Raw genomic sequence first — 25,771 nt, 5'->3', positions numbered from 1 at the left:
CGCCAGGCGTTAGAGGGTCTTGGCAGAGGCCGGATTGATCATCCGTGTCAGCCCAAGGTTCTTCAGCGCCAATTGCAGCGAGCTGTGGATAACTTGCGGGTTGTCGATGGTCATCAACTCCGCCAGCAGATCCTTGGCCATACTCAGCTCGACTTGGCGCAACATCCACTTCACCTTCGGCAAGTTGGTGGCGTTCATCGACAGGCTGTCAAAGCCCATCGCCATCAACAGCACCGCCGCCGCCGGATCACCAGCCATTTCACCGCAGATGCTCACCGGCTTGCCTTCGGCATGGGCGTCGCGCACTACGTGTTGCAGCGCTTGCAGCACCGCCGGGTGCAGATAGTCGTAGAGATCGGCTACCCGTGGGTTGTTGCGGTCCACGGCCAGCAGGTATTGGGTCAGGTCGTTGGAGCCGACCGACAGGAAGTCCACCTGCCGCGCCAGTTCTTTGGCCTGGTACACCGCCGCTGGAATTTCGATCATGACGCCAATCGGCGGCATCGGTACGTCAGCGCCTTCGTCGCGCACCTCGCCCCAGGCGCGGTGGATCAAATGCAGCGCCTCCTCCAGCTCATGAGTGCCGGAGATCATCGGCAACAGGATGCGCAGGTTGTTCAAACCTTCGCTGGCCTTAAGCATAGCGCGAGTCTGTACGAGGAAAATTTCCGGGTGGTCGAGCGTGACGCGAATGCCGCGCCAGCCGAGGAAGGGGTTGTCTTCCTTGATCGGGAAATACGACAGTGACTTGTCGCCGCCGATGTCCAGGCTGCGCATGGTCACCGGCAACGGGTGGAAGGCTTGCAGTTGCTCGCGATAAATCGCCAGCTGCTCCTTCTCACTCGGGAAACGCTGGTTGATCATGAACGGCACTTCGGTGCGGTACAGCCCCACGCCCTCGGCACCGCGCTGCTGCGCCCGGGCCACGTCGGCCAGCAGTCCGGTATTCACCAACAGCGGTACGCGGTGACCATCAGTGGTCACGCACGGCAACTCGCGCAATGAATCCAGGCCCAGCGCCAGTTGTTTCTCTTCTTCCACCACTTCGGCGTATTGCTTGCGCAGCACGTCGCTGGGGTTGGTGAAGACTTCACCACGGTGGCCATCGACGATCATGTCGATGCCATCGACCTTGGAGTACGGCAGGTCCACCAGACCCATCACCGTCGGAATGCCCATGGCGCGGGCCAGGATCGCGACGTGGGAGTTACCCGAACCGAGAACCGAGACCAAGCCCACCAGTTTGCCTTCCGGCACTTCGCCGAGCATGGTGGCGGTCAGTTCTTCACTGATCAGGATGGTGTTGTCGGGGTAGACCAGGTTGGTGGTGCGGTCTTCCTGCAGGTAAGCCAGCAGACGGCGACCCAGGTCGCGCACATCCGAGGCACGCTCGCGCAGGTAGGCGTCGTCCATCAATTCGAAACGGTTGACGTGATCAGTGACCACTTGGCGCAGTGCGCCCTGGGCCCATTGACCGGTCTTGATCACGGTTTTGACTTCGTTCCCGAGGGACGCGTCGTCGAGCATCATCTGGTAAACGTCGAACAGCGCACGTTCTTCAGGGCGCAGTTGGGTGGCCAGCTTGGTCGACAGGTTGCGCATGTCGGCGCGCACGCCTTCCAGGGCGGTCTTGAACAGTTTGATTTCGGCGTCGATGTCGTTGACGGTCTTGTCCGGCACCACATCGAGGTCGGCCGGTGGCAGCATGACCACCGCCGTACCGACGGCAGCACCCGGCGAACCCGGTACGCCGACGAACTTGGCTTCCTGGATGCCCTTGCCCTGACGGCCCAGGCCGCGAATCGAACCCGTGGCCTCGGCGTGGGCAATAACCCCGGCGAGCTGCGCGCTCATGGTCACGAGGAAGGCTTCTTCACCTTCGTCGAACTGGCGGCGTTCTTTTTGCTGGATGACCAACACGCCGACAACGCGGCGGTGGTGAATGATCGGTGCGCCGAGGAATGATGCGTAGCGCTCTTCGCCGGTTTCGGCAAAGTAGCGATAACGCGGGTGATCGGCCGCGTTTTCAAGGTTGAGGGGTTCTTCACGCGTCCCCACCAGGCCCACCAGACCTTCATTGGGCGCCATGCTGACTTTGCCGATGGAGCGCTTGTTCAAGCCCTCCGTGGCCATCAGCACAAAACGGTTGGTCTCTGGGTCCAGCAGGTAAACCGAGCAGACCTGGCTGCCCATGGCTTCCTTGACGCGCAACACAATAATCCCCAACGCCGCCTTGAGATCCTTGGCGGAGTTAACTTCCTGGACGATCTTGCGCAGCGTATTGAGCATGGCTCGGGGTCGAACTCCGTCGTCAGTCGCGCGCTAAAAGGCGCGGGGCAAGCTCTTTGAGAGCGCGACGATAAACCTCGCGCTTGAATGTCACCACCTGGCCCAACGGGTACCAATAGCTGACCCAACGCCAGCCATCGAACTCCGGTTTACCGGTCAAATCCATCCGCACCCGCTGCTCGTTGGAGATCAGGCGCAGGAGAAACCATTTCTGCTTCTGGCCGATGCACAGCGGTTGGCTGTGGGTACGCACCAGGCGTTGCGGCAAACGATAGCGCAACCAGCCACGGGTACAGGCCAGAATCTGCACATCTTCGCGCTCAAGGCCGACTTCTTCGTTCAACTCACGGTACAAGGCGTCTTCAGGGGTTTCGTCGGGGTTGATTCCGCCTTGAGGAAACTGCCAGGCATCTTGGTTGATTCGGCGAGCCCATAGCACCTGTCCGGCATCATTCGTAAGAATAATCCCGACATTAGGACGGAAACCATCGGGGTCGATCACGGCAACAACCTCGCAAACGCATGTCGCCGCATTGTTCCACAAAGGTTGCGCAAGCGGCAACGAGGCTTCTTAGCTTATGTGCACTCTTGTGAAAAGACCGTATTCTGGACGCCTTTTTACAGACTTTTCAGCGAGTAACTGCAATGCGCCTGGCTTTATTCGACTTGGACAACACCCTTATCGGCGGTGACAGCGACCACGCGTGGGGCGATTACCTGTGCGAACGCGGGATTCTCGACCCGGTAGCCTACAAGGCCCGCAACGACGAGTTCTATCAAGACTACCTGGCCGGCAAGCTGGACAACGCCGCCTACCTGAATTTCTGCCTGGAAATCCTCGGCCGCACCGAAATGGCCCAACTGGATGAGTGGCACAACGACTATATGCGCGACTGCATTGAGCCGATCATGCTGCCACTGGCCGTGGAACTGCTGGCCAAGCACCGCGCCGCTGGCGACAAGCTGGTGATCATCACCGCCACCAACCGTTTCGTCACCGCGCCAATTGCCGCACGCCTGGGCGTTGAAACCCTCATCGCCACCGAGTGCGAGATGGAAAATGGCCGATACACCGGGCGCAGCACTGACGTGCCGTGCTTCCGAGAAGGCAAGGTGACGCGCTTGAATCGTTGGTTGGAAGAAACGGGGTATAGCCTGGAAGACAGCTACTTCTATAGCGACTCGATGAATGACCTGCCGCTATTGGAACAAGTGACGCATCCGGTGGCGGTGGATCCGGATCCGAATCTGCGCGCTGAAGCCGAGAAACGTGGTTGGCCGGTGATTACGCTGCGTAGCGAGTAACCGTGGTGAGCGGGCTTGCCCCGCGCTGGGCTGCGAAGCAGCCCCAAAACCTGCCAACCGGTCTTATCAGGAAAAATGCGGGCCTTTGTCAGGGCCGCTTCGCAGCTCTGCGCGGGGCAAGCCGGCTCACCACAGAAGCCCTCACCGCGTTAAACCGGCTTGGCGCCCATGAGCCCGGCAATCGCCACAAACCCCACCAGGCTCACCACCGCCAGCATCAGGGTGAAATTCAGGCTACCGCCCTCGCCTTTGCGCAGGCGGTTAAGCCGTGCCACCAGCCAGAACCAGGCCAGCGCCGCCACGGTATAGAGGATGCTGGAGCCCAGGATCCAGGTCTGCCCCAATGGCCAGCCAGTCAGGTGCACCAGCCACCAGCCGGTGAACGGCATGCTCACCATACAAGTACCCATCAGCAACCACACAAACGCCCACGGACGCTGCACGGTGACGGCTGGGCCGGCGCTGCGTTTACGCCAGGCCAGTAGCGCCAAGCCAAGGCCGCTGAGCAACAACACCACGGTGGCCGCGATGTGGACAACTTTCAGGGTGATCAGGGTTTCCATGTTTCGTATTCCTTAGAGGCTGCCCCCAATCAGCGTAGTCGCTCAACCGAGGAACAGTTTGTAGGCCGGGTTATCACTTTCATCCCAATACGGGTAACCAATCGCCTCCAGCGCTGCCGGTACCAGGTGACGTTCGTTCGCCGGCACTTGCAGGCCGGCGACCACACGACCATCAGCCGCGCCGTGGTTGCGATAGTGGAACATCGAGATATTCCAGCGCCCGCCCAACTTGTTAAGAAAATTGAACAGCGCCCCCGGACGCTCCGGGAACTCAAAGCGAAACACCACTTCATTGCTGACGTGCGCGGCATGCCCACCGACCATATGGCGGATGTGCAGCTTGGCCAGTTCGTTCTCGGTCAGGTCCAGCACCGGGAAACCCTGCTCGGTGAGGCTGGCGATCAGCGCGCTGCGCGGGTCGGTTTCCGGGTGGGTCTGCACGCCGACAAAGATGTGCGCCTCGCTGCCGGAGTGGTAGCGGTAGTTAAATTCGGTGATCTGGCGCTTGCCCACGGCCTCGCAGAACGCCTTAAAACTGCCCGGTTTCTCAGGAATGGTCACGGCGATGATGGCTTCACGGCCTTCACCCAACTCAGCGCGCTCAGCCACGTGGCGCAGGCGGTCGAAGTTGACGTTGGCCCCGGAGTCGATGGCGACGAACGTCTGGCCGCTGACACCACGGGTCTCAACGTACTTCTTGATCCCGGCCACACCCAACGCGCCCGCTGGCTCGGTGATGGAGCGGGTATCGTCGTAGATGTCCTTGATCGCCGCACAGATTTCATCGGTGCTCACGGTGATCACTTCGTCGACATAGTCTTTGCAGATTTCAAAGGTGTGCTGGCCGATCTGCGCCACCGCCACGCCGTCGGCAAAGATCCCAACCGTCGGCAAGACCACGCGCTCACCCGCGGCCATGGCAGCTTGCAGGCAGTTGGAGTCGTCCGGCTCGACGCCGATGACCTTGATTTCCGGGCGCAGGTATTTCACGTACGCCGCGATGCCCGCGATCAAACCACCGCCGCCCACGGGTACGAAGATCGCATCCAGCGGCCCTGGATGCTGGCGCAGAATCTCCATCGCCACGGTGCCCTGCCCGGCAATGGTGTGCGGATCATCGTAGGGGTGAATGTAGACGTAGCCTTTTTCGTCGACCAGTTTCAGCGAGTAGGCCAGCGCCTCTGGGAAAGAGTCGCCATGCAGCACCACTTTACCGCCGCGAGAGCGCACGCCTTCGACCTTGATCTCAGGGGTGGTCTTGGGCATCACGATAGTGGCCTTGACCCCCAGCACCTTGGCCGCCAGGGCCAGGCCCTGCGCATGGTTGCCCGCCGACGCCGTGACTACGCCGCGTGCGCGCTCTTCAGCCGTCAACTGAGTCAGCTTGTTGTACGCGCCGCGAATCTTGAACGAGAACACCGGCTGCAAGTCTTCGCGCTTGAGCCAGACCTTGTTGCCCAGCCGCTCGGAGAGCTGGCGGGCGGTCTGCAGCGGGGTTTCTACGGCAACGTCGTAAACGCGCGAGGTGAGGATCTTTTTGACGTACTGTTCAAGCATCGGCGGGAATCACTGGGCGAGTTGGGCAGGGCCGAGGAGTCTAACCCGGCTTTTGGCCGTACGACCACACGAATCCCGAGGTTTTGTTGGGTTATACTCGCGCCCCTCTTTACTCCCCGCCCGTTCCGGAGCCCGCATGACCCAGGATCAACTCAAACAGGCAGTGGCCCAGGCCGCTGTCGATTTAATCCTTCCTAAACTCGACGACAAAAGCATCGTCGGTGTCGGCACCGGCTCCACTGCCAACTGCTTTATCGATGCGCTGGCCCAGCACAAGGGCGCGTTCGATGGCGCCGTGGCCAGCTCCGAAGCCACTGCCGCACGCCTGAAAGGCCATGGCATTCCGGTGTACGAGCTCAACACCGTGAGCGACCTGGAGTTCTATGTCGATGGCGCCGATGAGAGCGACGCGCACCTGAACCTGATCAAGGGCGGCGGCGCAGCCCTGACTCGCGAGAAGATCGTCGCGGCCGTGGCCAAGACCTTCATCTGCATCGCCGACGCCAGCAAGCTGGTACCGGTCCTCGGCGCATTCCCGCTGCCGGTGGAAGTCATCCCGATGGCCCGCAGCCACGTGGCCCGCGAGCTGGTGAAGCTGGGCGGCGATCCGGTGTACCGCGAAGGCGTGCTGACCGACAACGGCAACATCATCCTCGACGTATTCAATATGCAGATCACCAACCCGGTGGAGCTTGAAACGCAGATCAATGCCATCGTCGGCGTGGTCACCAACGGCCTGTTCGCTGCGCGTCCGGCGGATGTGCTGCTCTTGGGCACTTCCGAAGGCGTGAAAACCCTCAAGGCCTGAGGACACCACCAACCCAACGTGGGAGGGGGTCTGCCCCCGAATGGCGGTGTGTCAGGGACTGGGTTTCTTGAACACGTAGAACAGGTTCGGCTCGCTGACCAGGTACAACGTACCTTCGTCGTCCATGGCGATCCCTTCGGCCTGAGGCACACGTTTTTTCAGGCCATGGCGCCCATTGAGTAGAGAAAGACTGCTCAATGGGCGACCGTCGATATCCAGTTCCAACACCAAAAATGACTCATCCGACAGCGCCAGCAGATGGCCGCTGCGCTCGTCGTATTGCAGGCTCGACAGATCGCGTACAAACAGCCCGGCGTCACGTTTGGGGTTATTGATCACGTGCACCGAGTAGGTTTTTTCCGGTTTGAAATGAGGAAACCCGTGGACCTCATAGATCAACATCGGATCGCGCTCCTTGGCCACGAACAGGCGCTTGCCCACTGAGTCATAGGCCAACCCCTCAAAGCCCTTGTTGCCACCTACATGCAGGCCCAGGGTCATTTGCTCTGCATCTGCCGCGTCGAGGAACTGGGTGTCGTCGTCCACATGCACCTTGATCAGGCGCTGTTGGCGTTCATCGGTGATGACGTAGATGTTGTCGCTGATGAACTCCACGGCCTCGGCATCACCAAATCCCACCAAGGGAATGCGCCGCAGGATCTTGCCGTCCAGCGACAACTCGATCAGTTCGGCGTTTTGATTGGTCACGGTAAACAGGCTTTTGCGCACAGGGTCATAGGTGAGTGCCGAGACATCGTCATCGAGCCCCTCGATGACTTGGGCCTCCAGCGTTACCCGGTAATCGGCGAGGCCAATGGAACGCTCATCGGCGGGATGACGCCATGTCTGCCAATTGAACCAAGCGCGCTCGAACAAGCGAAAGTGCTGCCCAGCGACCCCGGCGCAGATCAGGGCGATCAGCACGAACAGAAAAAGAATGGGCTTGGGGCGGGCAAGTCGGCGCATTGGGCGGGCTCAAAATCAAAAGTGGCGAATGAATATCACGCCTGTCTGAATTTAAACTTAAACGCGCCCGGATGTCTGGCGAATGCCGCTGATAGAGAAATATCCGACGTAACTGGTCGATTATTTCTGCTTTTCGAAACGATAGAACAGATTCGGCTCACTCACTATGTACAGAGTGCCTTCCTCATCCATGGTCACCCCTTCCGCACGAGGAATGGTTTTGTTGAGACCATTGAAGCCGCCCAGCAAGGTCATGAAGCTGACTTGTTCGCCCTTCTCGTCCAGCTCCAGCAACAGGTGAGAGTCGGCCGAAAGCGCAAGGAGGTGGCCGGTGCGCGGATCGACAGCCAGGGCCGAGAGGTTGCGCATGTCCAGTTCTTTGCTGGCGAGTTTTTGTTTATCGCCGTTCAGGATCTGGCTGCCGTCGCTTTTCCAGGTAAACAATGCCGGCGGGCGCTCTTCGCCCAACACCAGTTGCTGGTTGCGCTTGTCCCAGGTGATCGCCTCAAAAGCTTTGTTCTGATCTTTGGACGGGCCCAGGTCGTAGGCCTGGAAATCAGCCTTGTTCAACTGTTGGGTCGTCGCGTCGACCTTGACGATGGTCAGGCTGTGCTGGCGCTCGTCGACCACTGCCATCAGCCCGTTTTCCAGGACCGTTACGCCTTCCGGATTTTCCCAGCCATTGAGCGGCATTTTGCGCAACACATCGCCTTGCAGGCTCAACTCAACGAGGAACGGGTTTTTGCCCATGACGGAAAACAGCGTTTTGGTCTGCGGGTTGTAGGCGACGTCCGAGGCTTCGTCCTTCTCCATTCCCGGTAACACCTTGGCGTCGATGACCGCGTGGTAGTCCGGCAGCCATACGCTTTCACTGCGCTCGGTGGGCGTCTCGAAGCGCTCCAGCACCCACAGCACGCCGCGGTCATCCCAATGCATGGCCCAGGCAACGCCATAAAAGATGGCCCCCGCCAGAAACAGCCAGGAATACCAGCGCAGGGCAAAACGGGAACGCGGCTTGGGTGTGGCAGAGGGCAGGGACACGGCCATGGGGCGCTTTTTCCGGAAAGTCAGCGTTAGGTGATAGCACAGGATCGACGGGCCCGCGCTCTGGAGGCTGGGGATTATCCGGATGGCGTGTGAAAAAAATGCAAAAACCCGGGGCTTTACCGGCCGACACAACTCCAATGTGGGAGGGGGCTTGCCCCCGATAGCAGCGCGTCAGTCAACATCCACTTAACTGATACACCGCCATCGGAGGCAAGCCCCCTCCCACAGGTTTGACCGCGTTGGCCAGGTGCTTATCGAACGCTGCTGTCGAAGCGATTCACGCCCGCCAATTCCAACACCAACTCATCACCCACATTCAGCGGACCCACGCCAGCCGGGGTGCCGGTGAGAATCACATCACCAGCCTGCAGCGAGAAGCAGCCGGCCATGTGCTGGATCATCGGGATGATCGGGTTGAGCATCTGCGAGCTGTTGCCGTCCTGGCGCACTTCGCCGTTGATGGTCAGGCGAATGCCGATATCGGTCACGTCCGGGAAAGTGCTGCCCACCACGAACGGTGCGATCACTGCCGCGCCGTCGAAGGATTTGGCAATTTCCCACGGCAGGCCCTTGGCTTTCAGCTCGGCCTGTTTGTCACGCAGTGTCAGGTCCAGGGCCGGGGCGAAGCCGGAGATGGCGTCCAGCACTTCTTCACGGCTTGGCTTGTTCGACAACGGCTTGCCGATCAATACCGCGATTTCCGCTTCGTAGTGCACCGAGCCACGGTCGGCAGGGATGGCAAAACCGCCTTCCAGCGCCACGACACAGCTGCCGGGCTTGATGAACAGCAACGGTTCGGTCGGCACTGGATTATCCAGTTCCTTGGCATGTTCGGCGTAGTTACGGCCAATGCACACCACTTTACCCACCGGGAAGTGGATGTTGGTGCCGTCGACATACTTGTGCTGGTAGCTCATGGAACGACTCCTTCGGGGGGCGGTTAAACAGCGAAGATCTTGCCAGGGTTCATGATCCCGTTCGGGTCGAACACTGCTTTGACGGCCTTCATGTATTCAATTTCGACCGGCGAACGGCTGTACGTCAGGTAATCGCGCTTGGTCATGCCCACGCCGTGTTCGGCGGAGATAGAGCCGTTGTATTTCTCAACGGTCTCGAACACCCATTTGTTCACGGTGGCGCATTTGGCGAAGAACTCGTCCTTGCTCAGGCTTTCAGGCTTGAGAATGTTCAAGTGCAGGTTGCCGTCACCGATGTGGCCAAACCAGACGATTTCGAAGTCCGGATAGTGTTCGCCGACGATCGCGTCGATTTCTTTCAAGAACGCTGGCACTTTGGAGACAGTGACTGAGATATCGTTCTTGTACGGCGTCCAGTGGGAAATGGTCTCGGAGATGTACTCACGCAGTTTCCACAGGTTGTGCAGCTGGGTTTCGCTCTGGCTCATCACGCCGTCCAGCACCCAGCCCTGTTCGACACAGTGTTCGAAGGTTTCCAGCGCGTGGTTGGCGACTTCTTCGGTAGTGGCTTCAAATTCCAGCAGTGCGTAGAACGGGCACTCGGTTTCAAACGGTGCCGGCACATCGCCACGATCCAGCACTTTGGCCAGGGCTTTGTCGGAGAAGAACTCGAACGCGGTCAGGTCCAGCTTGCTCTGGAACGCGTGCAGCACCGGCATGATCGAGTCGAAGTCGGTGGTGCCGAGCACCATGGCGGTGAGGTTCTTCGGCGCACGGTCCAGGCGCATGGTGGCCTCGACCACAAAACCCAGGGTGCCTTCAGCGCCGATGAACAGCTGGCGCATGTCGTAGCCGGTGGCGTTCTTGATCAAGTCGCGGTTCAGCTCCAGCACATCGCCCTTGCCGGTGACGACTTTCATGCCGGCGACCCAGTTACGGGTCATGCCGTAGCGAATAACCTTGATCCCGCCGGCATTGGTGCCGATATTGCCGCCAATCTGGCTGGAACCGGACGAGGCGAAGTCCACCGGGTAGTACAGGCCTTTTTCTTCGGCGACGTTCTGCAACTGCTTTGTGACCACGCCCGGCTGGCACACGGCGGTGCGGTCGGTGAGGTTCACGTCCAGAATCTGGTTCATATAGTCGAAGGACACGACCACTTCGCCGTTGGCCGCTACAGCAGCTGCAGACAGGCCAGTGCGACCGCCAGACGGCACCAGTGCCACCTTATGCTCATTGGCCCAACGGACAATGGCCTGTACCTGCTCGATGGTCTTGGGGAACACGATGGCGGTGGGCGCGGGTGCGAAGTGCTTGGTCCAATCCTTGCCGTAAGTCTCCAGGGAGTCGGCGTCGGTCAGCACTTTGCCGGGCTCAACCAGGGTCTTTAGCTCATCAATCAGGGCAGGATGGGTCATCGACAGAACTCTCGAACAATTCATGGTCATCCTGAGAACGCTTCACGTCGCAGGAATAGGTGTTTAGCGGGGCGCGTATGCTAGCATACCGCCCCCGCAGGACAGAGCCCAAGGGCGTTTCTGCGGTGACGGCTTTCCTGCCGTCCGGGTCAGCTTGCGCTGCTCGATTCCCTGCCATTTTTCTCCGGGATACAGGTTTACGCAGATGAGCAAGACTTCTCTCGATAAGAGCAAGATCAAGTTCCTTCTTCTGGAAGGCGTCCACCCATCGGCTGTCGACGTTCTGAAAGCCGCCGGGTACACCAGCATTGAGTACATCACCAGTTCTCTGCCGGAAGCCCAGCTCAAGGAAAAGATCGCCGACGCGCACTTCATCGGCATTCGCTCCCGCACTCAGCTGACCGAAGAAATCTTCGATCACGCCAAGAAACTCGTGGCTGTCGGCTGTTTCTGCATCGGCACCAACCAGGTCGACCTCAACGCTGCGCGCGAACGCGGCATCGCGGTGTTCAACGCACCGTACTCCAACACCCGTTCCGTTGCGGAGCTGGTGCTGGCCGAGGCCATCCTGCTGCTGCGCGGCATCCCGGAGAAGAACGCTTCCTGCCACCGTGGCGGCTGGATCAAAAGCGCGGCCAACTCCTTCGAAATCCGCGGCAAGAAGCTGGGCATCGTCGGTTATGGCTCGATCGGCACTCAGCTGTCGGTACTGGCTGAAGGCCTGGGCATGCAGGTGTTCTTCTACGACACCCTGACCAAGCTGCCATTGGGCAACGCTACCCAGGTGTCGAGCCTGACCGAGCTGCTGGGCATGTCCGATATCGTGACCCTGCACGTTCCGGAAACCGCTGAGACCCAGTGGATGATCGGCGAGAAGGAAATCCGCGCCATCAAGAAAGGCGGCATCCTGATCAACGCCGCGCGCGGCACTGTGGTCGAACTGGACGCCCTGGCCGACGCGATCAAGGACAAGCACCTGATCGGCGCCGCCATCGACGTGTTCCCGGTGGAGCCTCGCTCCAACGACGATATCTTCGAAAGCCCACTGCGTGGCCTGGACAACGTGATCCTGACTCCGCATATCGGCGGCTCCACCGCTGAAGCGCAGGCCAACATCGGCCTGGAAGTCTCGGAAAAGCTGGTCAAGTACAGCGACAACGGTACGTCGGTATCGTCTGTGAACTTCCCGGAAGTGGCCCTGCCGGCTCACCCTGGCAAGCACCGTCTGCTGCACATCCACCAGAACATCCCTGGCGTGATGATGGAGATCAACAAGGTCTTCGCGGAAAACGGCATCAACATCTCCGGTCAGTTCCTGCAGACCAACGAGAAGGTTGGCTACGTGGTGATCGACGTCGACGCCGAGTACTCGGACCTGGCGCAAGAGAAGCTGCAGCACATCAACGGCACTATCCGTAGCCGCGTGTTGTTCTAACGCTTTAAACGCTGCACAAAAAAATGGGAGACCCGCAGGGGCCTCCCATTTTTTTGTCTGAACAAATCTTACTTGACGTTAACCGTGATCACTTTCGACGCTACAGTGGGTTCGAACTGGCGATGCACGTTGTCGCCAGCTACCAGCTGCAGGGTGTGCTTGCCTGGAGTCAGGGTCAGTTCGGTTTCGGTTTGCGCCTTGCCGAAGTGAATCGAAGTTGCAGTGGCCGGAATGGCTTCGTCGGCTTTAAGCGACTGCACGTCCTGGTCTACCAGCAAGTGGTGGTGGCCGGCGTTAGGCACTTGCTTGTCGATCGGCTCCAGGTCCAGGCCCTTGACGCCGAATTTGACAGTGAAGGTTTTGTCGACGGTGGCGCCATCTTTGGGCGAGACGATAAACACCTCCGCGCCCTTGGGTGCTGGGGTACGAGGCACATCAGCGGCATTTGCCAACACCGAGGCACCCAGCAACAGGCTGGCAATCGTTGCACGGGACAAAAGGGCTTTCATTCGCTTCTCCAGTTTTTCTGTGAAATCTGTAGGGTTATGACAACTTCGCGATAAATTGCTGTCCAAGTCACTCACCACCATAGCAAAGCGATGCTGAACGGCGTCTCGCACATTCGAATTCTTTAGGAGTGACCATGCGCTTTTCGCCTGGCCTGTTACTTTTGCTTCCCCTTCTGAGCCCCTTGGCTCATGCCGAACTGATCGACGACGTCAATGATCGCGGTGAACTGCGCATCGCCCTTGAAGCCAACACCCCGCCCTATAACTTCAAGGAAGGCGAAAAACTCACCGGTTTTGAAGTCGAACTCGGAGAACTGCTGGCTAAAGAAATGGACGTGCGCCCCTCGTTTATCACCACTGATGGCGCCGACCTGCTGCCAGGGGTTGCCACCGGCAAATACGACGTGGCCATCAACCATATCGCTCTGACTGCCGAGCTTAAGGATCAGTTCGATTTCAGCGAGGCTTATAGCGAGAAACCCGAGCTGGCAATCCCGTTCCAGAAAGGCAACCCGGCGTTCAAGACCAGCCTGGACGGGGCGTTGAAGCGGGTGAAGGAAGATGGCCGGTTGAAAGCGCTGTCGCAGAAGTGGTTAGAGGGGGATGCCTCTACAGAAGCGCCAACGCCTGTGCCGCCTCCGGCAACTCCAGCTCACTGAACACCTGCACACCATGGCGTTTGAGCAGCGCCGCCGTGACGCCCTCGCCGCTCACCTTTACGCCAGTGAAGGTGCCGTCATAGGTCAGCAGATTGCCGCAGGATGGGCTATTGGCCTTTAAGATGGCGACGCGGATGTTGTGGCGCTGCACCAGCGCCAACGCTTGGCGGGCGCCGTCTAGGAAGGCAGCGCTGAAGTCTTCGCCCTCGGCAGTCAGCACTTTGGCGCGACCTTCCCAGACATCGATGCCTTGCCCGCCGGGAATCTCGGCAGAGGGCCTGGGCGTCGGCAAACCGCCCGACACTTCCGGGCAGATCGCAACCACACGGCCTTCGGCCTGCCACGCAGCCAGTTGATCGAACGGCCCGCTGGCTCCGCCGTCATAACGCACCTTATGCCCGAGCAGGCAGCGGCTGATCAGTATCTTTTGCATGATTAAAACGGCTCGTTGCCCCGCCGCCGAAACCAGCCGGTGAGGGACAGGCGTTCGCGCGTGGCGGGCATAACTTCGTGGGGCACTTCGCCCGACAGGAACACCACCAGGCAACCGCCGTTAGGCACCACATCGTATTCAACACCGTCCTTGAGGTACATGCGCAACTGGCCACCATGCTCGGGCAGCCAGGCGTCATTCAGGTAGATGACCGCCGAAACCATGCGCCGGTCATCGTCGCGGAAACGGTCTAGGTGCTTGAGGTAAAACGCCCCCGGTGGGTACATCGCGAAGTGGCTTTCGAAGTCTTCCAGACCGAGGAACAGCCCTCGATTCATCGCCAGGCGCAGGCCGTCCATCAACGCCATGTAGCTGTCGCAGACGGCGGCGTCGCCCTCCTCCAGCCACTGGATATGGTCGCCGCGAATGCCCTCGCGGATCTCCTGGGATGGTCCGCGCCCCACCGCCGCCGGTGCCAATTCACCCTCGGCCGCACGTTTACGGCACTCAGCCGCCAGTTCCAGGGTCAGAGCCTGGGGCAGGAAGCCGTTCTGCTGCGACCAACCTTTCTCGGCCAGGTCGTCGACAATGCGTTGCAGCAGGGGGTGATCAAGGGGTATTTGCATGGCGCGCATAGTATCCATACGCCTTCAAATCCGACAGCGCCGTCGAGCGTCTCAATACACTTTAGTCAGGTGACTGATAGGACTTCTCGACAAATCCTACGCCCGACACGGACAATAGTGGCCGACTGACAGGAGTCCATATGCGTCGTTTGTTTTTTTCCTTGCTGATGTTCTGCGTTTTGCCCGCTTGGGCAGACGGCCATGACCAGTTGTACAAGGTCGCCGGCTGGGCCGAACAACGTGCGCATTTCAATGACGCCCTCAGTGCCGCCCAGCAGCGCTACCGCAATAGCCTGCCGCCGGCGGTGTACCAGGCGCTGGTGGACAACAGCAATAAGCGCTTTGCCGCCCAGGCCATGGACCAGCGCGCCGAGGCGCAATTGCGCAAGAACCTGGCGGATCCGAAGCCTGCCCTGGCGTTCTTCCAATCACCGCTGGGCCGCAAGATTGTCGCCGCAGAGCTGCTGGCCACCCGCCGCGACCAGCTGGCCAAAAACGCCCAAGGCCTGCCGAAAATCGAAGCCGACGCCACCCGCAGCCTGATCATCGGCCACCTGGCCCAGGCCCTGCCCGCCCGCGAGGCCGGTGCGGAAGTCAGCCTGGCGATTGCCGGCGTGGCGGCCGACAGTTTGAGCCAAATGATTCCCGGTTTGCTGGGCGGTGGTCAGGCGCAGGGCATGTTGAATGGTCAACGTGAACGGCTGATGCAGCAGATCGATAAGGATCTGAACAACACCCTGCTGTACGTCTATCGGGATTTGTCCGACCCGGAGCTGGAAGAGTTCGCCACGTTTGCAGAGTCGCCGGAAGGTAAGGCGTATTACCAGGCGGCGCTGGCAGCGATTCGCGCGGGGCTGGCGGTCGGCCAAAGCACTTCAAGCCTGACGCAGTAGAAAATGTGGGAGGGGGCTTGCCCCCGATGGCAGTGGGTCAGCTACAGATAAGCTGACTGATGCACCGCTATCGGGAGCAAGCCCCCTCCCACATTTGGATTGTGTTATTTCAAATGGTCTGTCAAATACCGGAAGTACTCTTCACGAATCTCGGGAATCTCATTCGCCAGGTGATGCCTTCCCCGCTTCAGCATCAGCACCTCAGGCTGGTCGAACTTACCCCGAAGCACCTGCAAGTTGTGCTGCCAGTCCACCGTCATGTCTTCCTCACCCTGCACAATCACCGGCCTCCGGGGGCTGCGCGGTGCGGCTTCGATGCGCTTGATCCAGCGCGCCAACGCCCCCACCCAGGCGGTGGGCAGTTGGCGCGGCTGAAGCGGATCGGCCTCCAGGAACGGCTTGAAGGCTGGGTCGTTAGTGTTCTCGCTGAAACGCCGGGCGATGCCTTTGACGAACGGACGCAGCAGGTAATAACTGACCTGCGACCACCCCCACGCACGCGGCCGCACTAACGGTGACAGCAGGAAGGTCTTGCCTTGGGCCGGGCTGTCGGCCCCCTGGTTGAGCAAATGGTCCACCACCACCGCGCCGCCCGTGCTCTGCCCAAACAGATGCCAGGGCTGCGGCAATTTCAGCGCCTGGGCTTGGGCGAACAGCGCCTGCACCACCTCCTGGTACACCGCAAAATCATCGATGCTGGCCCGCGCGCCGCTGGACAGGCCGTGGCCCGGCAGGTCGCAGGCGATCACCACAAAACCCTGGTCCAGCGCCCAGTCCACCACGTGGCGGTACAGGCCCATGTGGTCGTAGAAGCCGTGAAACATAAACATCGTCGCCACCGGTTGTGGGGGCGACCACACCTGCCCCACCACCTCGAACCCGCGCACCTCAAAGCGCCCCAGGCGGCTCACAGCCGGCACTTTGCGCGCGGCCAGGTCCAATCCATAAAAGCGCTGGTACACCCGCGCTTCGGCGCTGAGCGGTTGCGCATCCACCAGGGGTCGCAAGCTGTCGCGCAGATGATCGGGGTCAAAGGTAACGGGCATAAGGGGTTCCAGACTTAACGCACAGGGCAGATGAATATCGAGCTGCGATATTCATCTGTCAGGACAAGCATGGCAAGCTACGCGACCTTCGAGGATAGATCCGGATGCGACAACCCTACCGTACCACCCTGTTCGCCAGCCTGATCCTGATCATCTGCGCTGTCGCGCTGTGGGCCGCGTATGACTGGTTCCAGGGCCGCTACCTGCGCGCCTTCAGCGAACACACAGCGGTGTTTTCCGGCGATGCACTGCGCCTGCCCGCCGAGCTGAGCGGGCCTGGCCCGATCCGCCTGGTGCACTTCTGGGACCCGGCCTGCCCGTGCAACGTCGGTAATCAGCAACACTTGGGCGAGTTGATCGAGCAATACGCGCCACAAGGCGTCGAGTTCTACGCCCTGCAAAAACCTGACAGCCACGGCCGTTTGCCAGACAACCTGCGCAGCATGAAGATCCTCACCGCCCTGCCCGGCGCCGACCAAGTACCGGCCAGCCCGGCCGTGGGTATCTGGGATCGCACGGGCAAGCTCGCGTATTTCGGGCCGTACAGCGAAGGCCTGACGTGCAACGCCAGCAACAGTTTTATCGAGCCGATCCTGAAGGCACTCCAAGCGGGGCGCGAAGTGAATGCCACTCACACCTTGGCAGTGGGCTGCTATTGTTCGTGGCCTGAAGATCGTTAGTCACTCCACTCCCGGTAAGGAAAGTTCATGAAGCGCGTCTTGCGGGTTCTCGCGGTTCTGCTGGTGCTGATCGCCCTCGGCGGCGGCTGGTACGTGTACAGCAAGCAGCCCACTCGCCAAGGCTCGGTCACGCTGGCCAACCTGCAAGGCTCGGTCACGGTGCGCTACGACGACCGTGGCGTGCCGCATATTCGCGCCGACAACGAGACAGACCTGTATCGCGCCCTGGGCTATGTGCACGCCCAGGACCGGTTGTTCCAGATGGAGATCATGCGGCGCCTGTCCCGTGGAGAGCTGGCCGAAGTACTCGGCCCCAAGCTGCTGGAGACCGACAAACTGTTTCGTAGCCTGCGCATCCGTGAGCGGGCCTTGAGCTATGTGGAGCAGATGGATCACGAGTCTGCGTCCTGGAAGGCCCTGCAAGCCTATCTGGATGGAATCAATCAGTATCAGGACACCCACGCCAGCCCCATGGAGTTTGACGTGCTGGGCATCCCCAAGCGCCGGTTCACCGCCGAAGACACCATCAGCGTCGCCGGATACATGGCCTACAGCTTTGCCGCCGCGTTTCGCACCGAGCCCTTGTTGACCTACGTTCGCGACCAATTGGGCGGTGACTACCTGAAAGTGTTCGACCTCGACTGGCAACCCAAAGGCGCACTCAACCTGGCTGCCGGCGATTGGCAAACCCTCGGTGCCATCGCGTCCCTGAGCGAACAGGCCTTGGCCGACAACGGCTTGCCGCAGTTCGAAGGCAGCAACGCTTGGGCCATCAGCGGCAGTCGCACCAAGAGCGGCAAGCCGCTACTGGCGGGTGACCCGCATATTCGCTTCTCGGTGCCGTCGGTGTGGTACGAGGCGCACCTGTCGGCGCCGGGCTTTGAGCTGTATGGCTATCACAACGCGCTGGTGCCAGTGGCATTCCTGGGGCACAACCTGGATTTCGGCTGGAGCCTGACGATGTTCCAGAACGACGACGTCGACCTGATCGCCGAGAAGCTCAACCCGGACAACCCCAACCAGGTCTGGTACCAGGGCCAATGGGTCGACATGACCAGCAGCGAACAACAGATCGCGGTGAAGGGCCAGACGCCAGTCACCTTCACCCTGCGCCAGTCGCCCCACGGGCCGATTATCAATGACGTACTCGGCGAGAGCGCCGGCAAGACGCCCATCGCCATGTGGTGGGCCTTCCTCGACACCCAGAACCCGATCCTCGACGGCTTTTATCAGCTCAACCGCGCCGACACCCTGACCAAGGCCCGTGCGGCGGCGGCCAAAGTGTCGGCGCCGGGGCTGAATATCGTGTGGGCCAACGCCAAGGGCGATATCGGCTGGTGGGCGGCGGCGCAGTTGCCGATTCGGCCGGCCGGCGTCAATCCTGGGTTTATCCTCGACGGCAGCACCGCCCAGGCCGACAAGTTGGGCTTCTACCCCTTCAGCGCCAACCCCCAGGAAGAAAACCCCGCGCGTGGCTATGTGGTGTCGGCCAATGCCCAACCGGCATCACCCACCGGCCTGGAAATCCCCGGCTATTACAATCTGGCCGACCGTGGCCAGCAGTTGAACGCGCAGTTAAGCGACAAAAGCGTGAAGTGGGATGTGAACAACAGCCAGGCCCTGCAACTGGGTACCACTACCGCCTTCGGCCCGCGCCTGCTGGCGCCGTTGTTGCCGGTGCTGCGTGAGGTGGTCAAAGACCCGGCACAGTTGAAACAGGTGGAACAGCTTGCAAGCTGGAAGGGTGACTACCCACTCGACTCCATCAGCGCCACGCTGTTCAACCAGTTCCTGTTCAACCTCGCCGATGCAGCCTTCCACCCGAAACTGGGTGACGCCATGTTCAAGACCCTGCTCACCACCCGCGTAATCGACGCCGCCCTGCCCCGCCTGGCTGCCGACCCGGACTCACCCTGGTGGGACGGCAAGCGCGCCGACACCGTCAAACTCGCCTGGGACAACAGCCTCACGCACCTGAAAGCCACCTTCGGCGATGACCCGACCCAGTGGCAGTGGGGCAAGGCCCATACCCTGACCCACGGCCATCCGCTGGGTTCGCAAAAGCCGCTGGACCTGATCCTCAACGTCGGCCCCTTCCCGGCGCCCGGCACTCACGAAGTGCCGAACAATCAGTCGGCCGCCATCGGCCCGGCGCCCTGGCCGGTGACCTACGGCCCTTCGACCCGCCGTCTGATCGACTTCGCCGATGTGGCCCACGCGCTGACGATCAACCCGGTCGGTCAAAGCGGTGTGCCGTTTGACAAGCACTATGGCGACCAGGCAGAGACCTATATCGAAGGCGGTTACGAGCAAGCGCATTTCAGTGATGAGGAAGTCACGGCGAATACGCGCGGCACCTTGAAGCTACTACCGGCGCGGTAGCCCTATGCAAGCCAACGCCTACCGTTGGTCTACGCCGTTGCTGGGGGCGCAAAGTTGAGCCGAAACTGCTGCGGCGTCACCCCCAGGCGGCGATTGAACACACTGCGCATGTGCTGGGCATCGCGAAAACCGCATTGGTACGCCACGGTTTTCAGCGGCGCGTGAGTGCTTTCAAGCATCACCCGCGCCGCATCCACCCGGGCCCGCTCAACAAATTCCGCAGGCGTAACCTGCGCCTCACGGGCAAACACCCGAGAAAAATTGCGCGCGCTCATATTGGCGGCCCTTGCCAGGTCGGCGATGGTCAGATCCCCGGTCAAATTCGCCAATACATACAGCTGCACCAGCGCTACCGCCGATGTGGTTTCGGCGTGGGGTGTAAGAAAAGGGCTGAACTGCGACTGCCCGCCCGAACGCTGGGTGAACACCACCAGGCGCTTGGCCACACTCAAAGCCACTTCCGGACCGTGGTCCTGGGCCAGCAAGTACAACGATAAATCGATGCCCGCCGTGACCCCGGCCGAGGTGTAGAGGTTGCCGTGCTGGACGTACAGGCGGTCGGCTTCGACCTGGGCCGAGGGACATAGGCGCGCCAGGTCAGCGGCGTCGTTCCAATGGGTGGTGACGGTTTTTCCGTCCAACAATCCGGCGCGCGCCAGCATGAAGGCGCCGTTGCAGATCGAGCCAAAACGTCGCGCCCGAGCGGTGGCGCCACGCAGCCAATCATCGAACGACACGCCGAAATATTCGAACGGCAACTGCGGGCCACCGGCGACCAGCAGCAGGTCATAGGCCTGCAGGGCTTCGCTGTAATGCCGGTGGGCCTGCAATGCCAAACCATTGGAGGCGGCCATGGTGCCGTGGCCTAGCCCGATGACCTCTATCTGGTAGTGATCCTGGGGCGGCAGAAAGCGGTTGGCTTCGCAGAACACATCCATGGGGCCGCTCACATCCAGTGACTGGACCCCGGGGAAGATCAGGATGGCGACGGTCTTGTGCATGCTCACAGACACCTTTTTCTAGCGGAATAAAATGCAAACCCTGTGGGAGGGGGCTTGCTCCCGATGGCGCTGTATCAGTCAGCAGATGCAGTGCCTGGTACTCAGCAATCGGGAGCAAGCCCCCTCCCACATTGGGATTTTCGCAGGCTTCAAGAGTGATATCGCCCGCTACACCCTAGTCGATTTCTGCTTGGCACGATGTGTCGGCACATTGGCCGGGATCGCGCCCTCACCACGATGGCCGCTGCACAGACGAGCGACCAAACTGATTGCTTTCCAGAGGAGAGCAACCATGACCACCACCATCGCCGGTATCAAGATCCCCGACAGCGCCCTGGCCAAGGCCACCACCGAGTACATCCGCGACATCGAATCCGATCTGCTCTACCACCACTCGCGGCGGGTATTTCTATTCGGCGCATTGAGCGGTGAGCGCAAGCAGTTGGCCTATAACCCGGAGTTGCTCTACGTGGGCGCGATGTTCCATGACTTGGGCCTGGTGGAAGGGTATCGCAGCGATAACGAGCGTTTCGAAGTGGACGGCGCCAACGCGGCGGCGGCCTTCCTCAAACCTTACGGGCTCAGCGATGACGATATCGAACAGGTGTGGCTGTCCATCGCCCTGCACACTACGCCAGGTGTGCCGCAGCATCTGCGCCCCACCGTCGCGCTGGTGACTGCCGGGGTGGAGATGGACGTGCTGGGCATGGACTACGCCGCGTTTAGCAGTGTGCAGCGCGAAGCAGTGGTGCATGCGCATCCACGGGGTGAAGGGTTCAAGGAGTGCATCATCTGTGCGTTCGCCGACGGCTTGCGCCATCGCCCGCAGACCACGTTTGGCAACGTGAAGACGGATGTGCTGGTGGATCAGGAGCCGGGGTTCAAACCGATGAACTTTGTCGAGGTGATTCGCAAATCGCCTTGGACCTGAAATGCATCAAATGTGAGAGGGGGCTTGCCCCCGATTGCTGAGTGTCAGTCACTGCGTCTATTGACTGACCCACTGCCATCGGGGGCAAGCCCCCTCCCACATTTGGACCGCGCAGGCCTTTAGACCGGCGCTGGAGCCCGACGCCTGTCCGGCTGCTGCCAACCATCGGCAGCGGCTTCTTCAATGGCTTGCTGGATGGCCTTCTTACGCATCTCTTCGGCACGACGGCTGAAGAACCACACCAGGAAGGTCACCAACGACACCGCCAACAGAATCAGGCTGGCGACGGCGTTGATCTCAGGTTTAACCCCAAGGCGCACCGCCGAGAACACCTCCATCGGCAACGTCGTCGAACCCGGGCCCGAGACGAAGCTGGCAAGTACCAGGTCATCCAGGGACAGCGCAAACGACATCATGCCGCCTGCCGCCAACGACGGCGCGATCATCGGGATGGTGATCAGGAAGAACACCTTCCAAGGCCGCGCGCCGAGGTCCATGGCCGCCTCTTCAATCGACAGGTCCAGCTCACGCAAACGCGCCGACACCACCACCGCCACATACGCCGCACAGAACGTGGTGTGGGCGATCCAGATGGTGACGATGCCACGTTCCTGGGGCCAACCGATCATCTGCGCCATAGCCACGAACAGCAGCAACAGCGACAGACCGGTGATCACTTCCGGCATCACCAACGGCGCGGTCACCAGGCCGCCAAACAACGTGCGGCCCTTGAACTGGCTGATGCGCGTCAGCACAAACGCCGCCAACGTACCCAGCGCAACAGCGGCCACCGCCGTGTAGCAGGCGATTTCCAGGGAACGTGCCACCGAGCCCATCAACTGGGTGTTGTCCAGCAGGCCCACGTACCACTTGATCGACCAACCGCCCCACACCGTTACCAGCTTGGATTCGTTGAACGAGTAGATCACCAGGATCAACATCGGCAGGTAGATGAACAACAACCCCGCCACCAGCATGAAGCTTGAGAAACTGACGCGCTTCATATCTTGCCCTCCATCTCTTTGGCTTGGCTGCGGTTAAACAGAATGATGGGCACGATCAGGATCGCCAGCATCACTACCGCCAGGGCAGACGCCACCGGCCAGTCACGGTTGTTGAAGAACTCTTGCCACAACACTTTACCGATCATCAGGGTTTCCGGGCCGCCCAGCAGTTCCGGAATCACGAACTCGCCCACCACCGGGATAAACACCAGCATGCAGCCGGCGATGATGCCGTTCTTGGACAGCGGCACGGTGATTTTCCAGAAGCTGTTGAAGGTGCTCGAACCCAAGTCGGATGCGGCTTCCAGCAAGCTCTGATCGTGCTTCACCAAGTTGGCGTACAGCGGCAGGATCATGAACGGCAGGTATGAATAGACCACGCCGATGTACACCGCGATGTTGGTGTTGAGGATCTGCAGTGGTTCGTTGATCAGCCCCATGGACATCAGGAAACCATTGAGCAAGCCGTTATTGCTGAGGATACCCATCCACGCATACACGCGGATCAGGATCGCGGTCCAGGTCGGCATCATGATCAGCAGCACCAGCACGGTCTGCATCTCTTTGCGCGCAGTGGCAATGGCATACGCCATCGGATAGCCGATCAGCAGGCACAGCAGCGTGCTGAAGAACGCCATCTTCAGCGAGCCCAGGTACGCAGCGATATACAGCTCATCACCTGCCAACAAGCTGTAGTTGGCCAGGTTCAGCACCACTTGCAGCTTTTGCTCAACGTAAGTGTAGATCTCGGTGTACGGCGGGATTGCCACGTCGGCTTCGGCAAAGCTGATTTTCAGGACGATGAAAAACGGCAGGGCAAAAAACAGGAACAGCCACAGGAACGGAATCCCGATGACCACCTGCTTGCCGCTCGGGACGAGGCGGTTCAAGCGCCGCTTGAGCTTTTTTGTGTTCATGAGCGAAGTACCACGCCGCTGTCGTCTTCCCACCACACGTAAACCTGATCACCCCAGGTCGGCCGCTGACCACGGCGCTCGGCGTTGGCGACGAAGGACTGCACCAGCTTGCCGCTCGGCAGTTCCACGTAGAACACCGAGTGGCCGCCCAGGTAAGCGATGTCGTGCACCTTGCCGCTGGACCAGTTGTGCTCGCAGGTCGGCATTTCGGTGGTGACCAGCAGTTTTTCCGGGCGGATGGCGTAGGTCACCGACTTGTCTTCCACCGAGGTGGCGATGCCGTAGCCCACGTAGATGTCGCGGTCCAAGTCCGGACACTTGAGCACGGCGTGGCCTTCGGCGTCGTCCACCACTTGGGTGTCGAAAATATTGACGTTGCCGATGAACTCGCACACCAGGCGGCTGGTAGGGGTTTCGTAGATATCGATCGGGCTGCCGATCTGTGCGATCCAGCCCAAGTGCATGATTGCGATGCGCTCGGCCATGGTCATGGCCTCTTCCTGGTCGTGGGTCACCATCACGCAGGTCACGCCGACGCGCTCGATGATCTCCACCAACTCCAGTTGCATCTGCGAACGCAGTTTCTTGTCGAGGGCGCCCATGGGCTCATCGAGCAGCAGCAGTTTCGGGCGCTTGGCCAGGGAGCGGGCCAGGGCCACACGCTGACGCTGGCCGCCGGACAACTGGTGCGGCTTGCGTTTGGCGTACTGGCTCATCTGCACCAGCTTGAGCATCTCGGCTACGCGGGCGTCGACTTCGGCCTTGGGGATCTTGTCCTGTTGCAGGCCGAAGGCGATGTTCTGCGCCACGGTCATGTGCGGGAACAGGGCGTAGGACTGGAACATCATGTTGATCGGCCGCTCGTACGGCGGCATGTCGGTGATGTCCACACCGTCGAGGTAGATGCGACCCTCGGTCGGGCGCTCGAAACCTGCGAGCATGCGCAGCAGCGTGGATTTGCCCGAACCCGAACCGCCGAGCAAGGCGAAGATCTCGCCTTTCTTGATTTCCAGGGACACATCGTCCACGGCAATCGTCTCGTCGAACTTCTTCGTGACCCGGTCGATTTTGACCAACACCTTCTTCGGTGTCTGGTCCCCTTCGAGGGCTTTCTTGTAGGCGCCGGAGGCAACTGCCATTTACGAAACTCCCAGAAAAAAAGAGTGCAGAGCGCCCAATACGGACGACCCTTGGATAATTTGAGCCTTACTTGCCCGTCTTGACCTTGGTCCAGCTACGGGTCATTAAACGTTGCACTTTCGGGGGTAGCTCGAAGTTGACGAATGTCCGATCGAGAACCGCCTGCGGTGGGTAAACCGCTTCGTCGGTGCGTATCGATTGCTCCATCAGTTTGTCCGCCCCTGGGTTAGGGTTGGCGTAACCGACGTAATCACTGACCTGGGCGATTACCTCAGGTTGCAGCAAATAGTTGATGTAGGCGTGGGCCTGTTTAACGTTGGTGGCGTCCTTGGGGATCGCCAGCACATCAAACCACAGGTTGCCGCCTTCTTTTGGAATCGCGTAGGCGATGTTCACGCCCTTGCCTGCCTCAGCCGCACGGGCTTTGGCCTGGAACACATCGCCAGAGAAACCGGCCGCCACACAGATGTTGCCGTTGGCCAGGTCCGAGATGTATTTGGACGAATGGAAGTAGGTCACGTAGGGCCGTACTTTAAGCAGCTTTTCTTCGGCCTTTTTGTAGTCTTCAGGGTTGGTGCTGTTAGGGTCCAGGCCCATGTAGTTGAGCACCGCCGGCAGCATTTCATCTGCCGAGTCCATGAACGACACACCGCAGGTGGCCAGCTTCTTCATGTTTTCCGGCTCGAACAGCACAGCCCAGGAGTCGATCTTGTCGACGCCCAACACTTCCTTCACTTTGTCGACGTTGTAACCGATGCCGTTGGTACCCCAGAGGTACGGCACGGCGTACTGGTTGCCTGGGTCGTTCTTTTCCAGGCGTTTGAGCAAGGCCGGGTCAAGATTTGCGTAATTCGTCAGCAGCGATTTGTCGAGTTTCTGAAACGCCCCAGCCTTGATCTGCTTACCGAGGAAGTGGTTGGACGGCACGACTACGTCGTAGCCGGTACGTCCGGCCAGCAACTTGCCTTCCAGGGTTTCGTTGGAATCAAACACGTCATACACGGGCTTGATGCCGGTGGCCTTTTCGAAGTTGGCCAGGGTGTCGGTACCGATATAGTCCGACCAGTTATAAATATGCACCGTCGATGCGGCCTGCACGCTGACAGCCAGCGTGACACCTGCGCCCACCAGCATGGCTTTGCGAAATAAAGAAATTGGCAAGTGGAGGTCCTCTTAAATAGTTGGGCCTGAAGTTGTTGCCCGGCAACAAAACCGGCGCGCAACTTACCCTCGATAAACCGATCC

The 25,771-nt window shown here is 60.2% G+C and carries 25 protein-coding genes; 8 read left to right on the top strand and 17 right to left on the bottom strand.

Translation table 11 applies throughout. The features are described 5' to 3' along the window. Positions 1-9: 9 nt before the first annotated feature. Both ptsP and AB4N82_RS11460 read right to left on the bottom strand, forming a co-directional pair. On the bottom strand, positions 10-2,289 hold the full coding sequence (gene ptsP, locus AB4N82_RS11465) for a phosphoenolpyruvate--protein phosphotransferase (protein ID WP_032884201.1): 2,280 nt from the start codon (positions 2,287-2,289) through the stop codon (positions 10-12). Positions 2,290-2,311: 22 nt separating this feature from the next. Further along, the gene (locus AB4N82_RS11460) at positions 2,312-2,791 is read right to left on the bottom strand and encodes an RNA pyrophosphohydrolase (protein ID WP_003176750.1); all 480 of its coding nucleotides are present in this window, start codon (positions 2,789-2,791) and stop codon (positions 2,312-2,314) included. Between the two features lie 143 nt (positions 2,792-2,934). Between AB4N82_RS11460 and AB4N82_RS11455 the strand changes: the two genes are divergently transcribed. Next, positions 2,935-3,594, top strand: a complete 660-nt coding sequence (locus AB4N82_RS11455; RefSeq protein WP_032884204.1) for a histidinol-phosphatase — start codon at positions 2,935-2,937, stop codon at positions 3,592-3,594. A 149-nt stretch (positions 3,595-3,743) separates the two neighbouring features. On the opposite strand, the gene AB4N82_RS11450 is transcribed toward AB4N82_RS11455, so the two are convergent. Further along, on the bottom strand, positions 3,744-4,157 hold the full coding sequence (locus AB4N82_RS11450) for a DUF2269 family protein (RefSeq protein ID WP_122763943.1): 414 nt from the start codon (positions 4,155-4,157) through the stop codon (positions 3,744-3,746). A 42-nt stretch (positions 4,158-4,199) separates the two neighbouring features. After that, positions 4,200-5,714 (bottom strand): threonine ammonia-lyase, biosynthetic, encoded by a 1,515-nt coding sequence (gene ilvA, locus AB4N82_RS11445; protein WP_032884206.1) that lies wholly within the window; start codon positions 5,712-5,714, stop codon positions 4,200-4,202. A 136-nt stretch (positions 5,715-5,850) separates the two neighbouring features. Here ilvA and rpiA point away from each other — a divergent pair, with 136 nt between their 5' ends. After that, complete coding sequence (gene rpiA / locus AB4N82_RS11440) at positions 5,851-6,522, top strand: ribose-5-phosphate isomerase RpiA (RefSeq protein WP_017253881.1); 672 nt, start codon at positions 5,851-5,853, stop codon at positions 6,520-6,522. Between the two features lie 51 nt (positions 6,523-6,573). On the opposite strand, the gene AB4N82_RS11435 is transcribed toward rpiA, so the two are convergent. The 4 genes from AB4N82_RS11435 to AB4N82_RS11420 all read right to left on the bottom strand — a co-directional run bounded on the left by AB4N82_RS11435 (position 6,574) and on the right by AB4N82_RS11420 (position 10,870). After that, positions 6,574-7,488, bottom strand: coding sequence for an SdiA-regulated domain-containing protein (locus AB4N82_RS11435; RefSeq protein ID WP_032884208.1), 915 nt, complete (start codon positions 7,486-7,488; stop codon positions 6,574-6,576). Between the two features lie 120 nt (positions 7,489-7,608). Next, on the bottom strand, positions 7,609-8,535 hold the full coding sequence (locus tag AB4N82_RS11430; protein ID WP_095185154.1) for an SdiA-regulated domain-containing protein: 927 nt from the start codon (positions 8,533-8,535) through the stop codon (positions 7,609-7,611). A 251-nt stretch (positions 8,536-8,786) separates the two neighbouring features. After that, positions 8,787-9,452: a fumarylacetoacetate hydrolase family protein gene (locus AB4N82_RS11425; RefSeq protein WP_032884213.1), complete on the bottom strand. Its 666-nt coding sequence runs from the start codon at positions 9,450-9,452 to the stop codon at positions 8,787-8,789. 23 nt (positions 9,453-9,475) lie between these two features. Then, positions 9,476-10,870 carry an FAD-binding oxidoreductase gene (locus tag AB4N82_RS11420; RefSeq protein ID WP_122763944.1) on the bottom strand — a complete coding sequence of 465 codons (1,395 nt, stop codon included), beginning with the start codon at positions 10,868-10,870 and terminating at the stop codon, positions 9,476-9,478. Between the two features lie 205 nt (positions 10,871-11,075). Between AB4N82_RS11420 and serA the strand changes: the two genes are divergently transcribed. Continuing rightward, positions 11,076-12,305 carry a phosphoglycerate dehydrogenase gene (gene serA, locus AB4N82_RS11415; protein WP_003176761.1) on the top strand — a complete coding sequence of 410 codons (1,230 nt, stop codon included), beginning with the start codon at positions 11,076-11,078 and terminating at the stop codon, positions 12,303-12,305. 68 nt (positions 12,306-12,373) lie between these two features. Here serA and AB4N82_RS11410 read toward each other — a convergent pair whose 3' ends face one another. Continuing rightward, on the bottom strand, positions 12,374-12,814 hold the full coding sequence (locus tag AB4N82_RS11410; RefSeq protein ID WP_032884216.1) for a DUF4399 domain-containing protein: 441 nt from the start codon (positions 12,812-12,814) through the stop codon (positions 12,374-12,376). A 134-nt stretch (positions 12,815-12,948) separates the two neighbouring features. Between AB4N82_RS11410 and AB4N82_RS11405 the strand changes: the two genes are divergently transcribed. Continuing rightward, complete coding sequence (locus AB4N82_RS11405) at positions 12,949-13,473, top strand: transporter substrate-binding domain-containing protein (protein WP_050442789.1); 525 nt, start codon at positions 12,949-12,951, stop codon at positions 13,471-13,473. On the opposite strand, the gene AB4N82_RS11400 is transcribed toward AB4N82_RS11405, so the two are convergent. Then, on the bottom strand, positions 13,424-13,906 hold the full coding sequence (locus AB4N82_RS11400; protein ID WP_032884217.1) for a 2-thiouracil desulfurase family protein: 483 nt from the start codon (positions 13,904-13,906) through the stop codon (positions 13,424-13,426). The genes AB4N82_RS11405 and AB4N82_RS11400 overlap by 50 nt on opposite strands. Before the next feature lie 2 nt (positions 13,907-13,908). Beyond that, on the bottom strand, positions 13,909-14,541 hold the full coding sequence (locus AB4N82_RS11395) for a 2OG-Fe(II) oxygenase (RefSeq protein ID WP_122763945.1): 633 nt from the start codon (positions 14,539-14,541) through the stop codon (positions 13,909-13,911). Between the two features lie 131 nt (positions 14,542-14,672). Here AB4N82_RS11395 and AB4N82_RS11390 point away from each other — a divergent pair, with 131 nt between their 5' ends. Further along, a complete protein-coding gene (locus tag AB4N82_RS11390) occupies positions 14,673-15,425 on the top strand; it encodes a DUF2059 domain-containing protein (protein ID WP_078050614.1) in 753 nt (250 codons plus the stop codon). A gap of 104 nt (positions 15,426-15,529) precedes the next feature. On the opposite strand, the gene bipL is transcribed toward AB4N82_RS11390, so the two are convergent. Beyond that, a complete protein-coding gene (gene bipL, locus AB4N82_RS11385) occupies positions 15,530-16,471 on the bottom strand; it encodes a phospholipase BipL (RefSeq protein WP_032884220.1) in 942 nt (313 codons plus the stop codon). 104 nt (positions 16,472-16,575) lie between these two features. On the opposite strand from bipL, the gene AB4N82_RS11380 reads away from it, so the two are divergent. After that, a complete protein-coding gene (locus AB4N82_RS11380; protein ID WP_032884222.1) occupies positions 16,576-17,151 on the top strand; it encodes a DUF6436 domain-containing protein in 576 nt (191 codons plus the stop codon). Positions 17,152-17,178: 27 nt separating this feature from the next. After that, positions 17,179-19,533, top strand: coding sequence for a penicillin acylase family protein (locus AB4N82_RS11375; protein ID WP_122754219.1), 2,355 nt, complete (start codon positions 17,179-17,181; stop codon positions 19,531-19,533). Between the two features lie 29 nt (positions 19,534-19,562). Here AB4N82_RS11375 and AB4N82_RS11370 read toward each other — a convergent pair whose 3' ends face one another. Then, on the bottom strand, positions 19,563-20,534 hold the full coding sequence (locus tag AB4N82_RS11370; RefSeq protein ID WP_122763946.1) for a GlxA family transcriptional regulator: 972 nt from the start codon (positions 20,532-20,534) through the stop codon (positions 19,563-19,565). 292 nt (positions 20,535-20,826) lie between these two features. On the opposite strand from AB4N82_RS11370, the gene AB4N82_RS11365 reads away from it, so the two are divergent. Beyond that, positions 20,827-21,465, top strand: coding sequence for an HD domain-containing protein (locus tag AB4N82_RS11365; protein ID WP_122763947.1), 639 nt, complete (start codon positions 20,827-20,829; stop codon positions 21,463-21,465). A 119-nt stretch (positions 21,466-21,584) separates the two neighbouring features. Here the strand turns inward: AB4N82_RS11365 and AB4N82_RS11360 are convergent, their stop codons facing one another. From AB4N82_RS11360 to AB4N82_RS11345, 4 genes are all read right to left on the bottom strand, one after another. Then, positions 21,585-22,469 carry an ABC transporter permease subunit gene (locus tag AB4N82_RS11360; RefSeq protein WP_032884233.1) on the bottom strand — a complete coding sequence of 295 codons (885 nt, stop codon included), beginning with the start codon at positions 22,467-22,469 and terminating at the stop codon, positions 21,585-21,587. Continuing rightward, positions 22,466-23,386 (bottom strand): ABC transporter permease subunit, encoded by a 921-nt coding sequence (locus tag AB4N82_RS11355; RefSeq protein ID WP_032884234.1) that lies wholly within the window; start codon positions 23,384-23,386, stop codon positions 22,466-22,468. Before AB4N82_RS11355 ends, AB4N82_RS11360 begins: the two co-directional genes overlap by 4 nt. After that, positions 23,383-24,525, bottom strand: coding sequence for an ABC transporter ATP-binding protein (locus AB4N82_RS11350; RefSeq protein WP_003195240.1), 1,143 nt, complete (start codon positions 24,523-24,525; stop codon positions 23,383-23,385). The genes AB4N82_RS11355 and AB4N82_RS11350 overlap by 4 nt, the downstream gene beginning before the upstream one ends. Before the next feature lie 67 nt (positions 24,526-24,592). After that, positions 24,593-25,687, bottom strand: coding sequence for a polyamine ABC transporter substrate-binding protein (locus tag AB4N82_RS11345; RefSeq protein ID WP_032884236.1), 1,095 nt, complete (start codon positions 25,685-25,687; stop codon positions 24,593-24,595). Positions 25,688-25,771 lie beyond the last annotated feature (84 nt).

The sequence above is a fragment of the Pseudomonas sp. H1_D04 genome, assembly GCF_054683855.1.
The sequence above is the reverse complement of the archived record's forward strand: the minus strand, read 5'-3'. Positions and strand labels throughout refer to the sequence as shown.

What these genes read in the sequence shown, in the direction of transcription:
- serA (WP_003176761.1), top strand. Translation starts at nt 11,076, where the DNA reads ATGAGCAAGACTTCTCTCGATAAGAGCAAGATCAAGTTCCTTCTTCTG.
- AB4N82_RS11420 (WP_122763944.1), bottom strand. Translation starts at nt 10,870, where the DNA reads ATGACCCATCCTGCCCTGATTGATGAGCTAAAGACCCTGGTTGAGCCC.
- AB4N82_RS11435 (WP_032884208.1), bottom strand. Translation starts at nt 7,488, where the DNA reads ATGCGCCGACTTGCCCGCCCCAAGCCCATTCTTTTTCTGTTCGTGCTG.
- AB4N82_RS11375 (WP_122754219.1), top strand. Translation starts at nt 17,179, where the DNA reads ATGAAGCGCGTCTTGCGGGTTCTCGCGGTTCTGCTGGTGCTGATCGCC.
- AB4N82_RS11355 (WP_032884234.1), bottom strand. Translation starts at nt 23,386, where the DNA reads ATGAACACAAAAAAGCTCAAGCGGCGCTTGAACCGCCTCGTCCCGAGC.
- AB4N82_RS11410 (WP_032884216.1), bottom strand. Translation starts at nt 12,814, where the DNA reads ATGAAAGCCCTTTTGTCCCGTGCAACGATTGCCAGCCTGTTGCTGGGT.
- AB4N82_RS11430 (WP_095185154.1), bottom strand. Translation starts at nt 8,535, where the DNA reads ATGGCCGTGTCCCTGCCCTCTGCCACACCCAAGCCGCGTTCCCGTTTT.
- AB4N82_RS11425 (WP_032884213.1), bottom strand. Translation starts at nt 9,452, where the DNA reads ATGAGCTACCAGCACAAGTATGTCGACGGCACCAACATCCACTTCCCG.
- AB4N82_RS11365 (WP_122763947.1), top strand. Translation starts at nt 20,827, where the DNA reads ATGACCACCACCATCGCCGGTATCAAGATCCCCGACAGCGCCCTGGCC.
- AB4N82_RS11380 (WP_032884222.1), top strand. Translation starts at nt 16,576, where the DNA reads ATGCGACAACCCTACCGTACCACCCTGTTCGCCAGCCTGATCCTGATC.
- AB4N82_RS11370 (WP_122763946.1), bottom strand. Translation starts at nt 20,534, where the DNA reads ATGCACAAGACCGTCGCCATCCTGATCTTCCCCGGGGTCCAGTCACTG.
- ptsP (WP_032884201.1), bottom strand. Translation starts at nt 2,289, where the DNA reads ATGCTCAATACGCTGCGCAAGATCGTCCAGGAAGTTAACTCCGCCAAG.
- AB4N82_RS11405 (WP_050442789.1), top strand. Translation starts at nt 12,949, where the DNA reads ATGCGCTTTTCGCCTGGCCTGTTACTTTTGCTTCCCCTTCTGAGCCCC.
- AB4N82_RS11350 (WP_003195240.1), bottom strand. Translation starts at nt 24,525, where the DNA reads ATGGCAGTTGCCTCCGGCGCCTACAAGAAAGCCCTCGAAGGGGACCAG.
- AB4N82_RS11400 (WP_032884217.1), bottom strand. Translation starts at nt 13,906, where the DNA reads ATGCAAAAGATACTGATCAGCCGCTGCCTGCTCGGGCATAAGGTGCGT.
- AB4N82_RS11360 (WP_032884233.1), bottom strand. Translation starts at nt 22,469, where the DNA reads ATGAAGCGCGTCAGTTTCTCAAGCTTCATGCTGGTGGCGGGGTTGTTG.
- rpiA (WP_017253881.1), top strand. Translation starts at nt 5,851, where the DNA reads ATGACCCAGGATCAACTCAAACAGGCAGTGGCCCAGGCCGCTGTCGAT.
- AB4N82_RS11455 (WP_032884204.1), top strand. Translation starts at nt 2,935, where the DNA reads ATGCGCCTGGCTTTATTCGACTTGGACAACACCCTTATCGGCGGTGAC.
- AB4N82_RS11450 (WP_122763943.1), bottom strand. Translation starts at nt 4,157, where the DNA reads ATGGAAACCCTGATCACCCTGAAAGTTGTCCACATCGCGGCCACCGTG.
- AB4N82_RS11395 (WP_122763945.1), bottom strand. Translation starts at nt 14,541, where the DNA reads ATGCGCGCCATGCAAATACCCCTTGATCACCCCCTGCTGCAACGCATT.
- bipL (WP_032884220.1), bottom strand. Translation starts at nt 16,471, where the DNA reads ATGCCCGTTACCTTTGACCCCGATCATCTGCGCGACAGCTTGCGACCC.
- AB4N82_RS11390 (WP_078050614.1), top strand. Translation starts at nt 14,673, where the DNA reads ATGCGTCGTTTGTTTTTTTCCTTGCTGATGTTCTGCGTTTTGCCCGCT.
- ilvA (WP_032884206.1), bottom strand. Translation starts at nt 5,714, where the DNA reads ATGCTTGAACAGTACGTCAAAAAGATCCTCACCTCGCGCGTTTACGAC.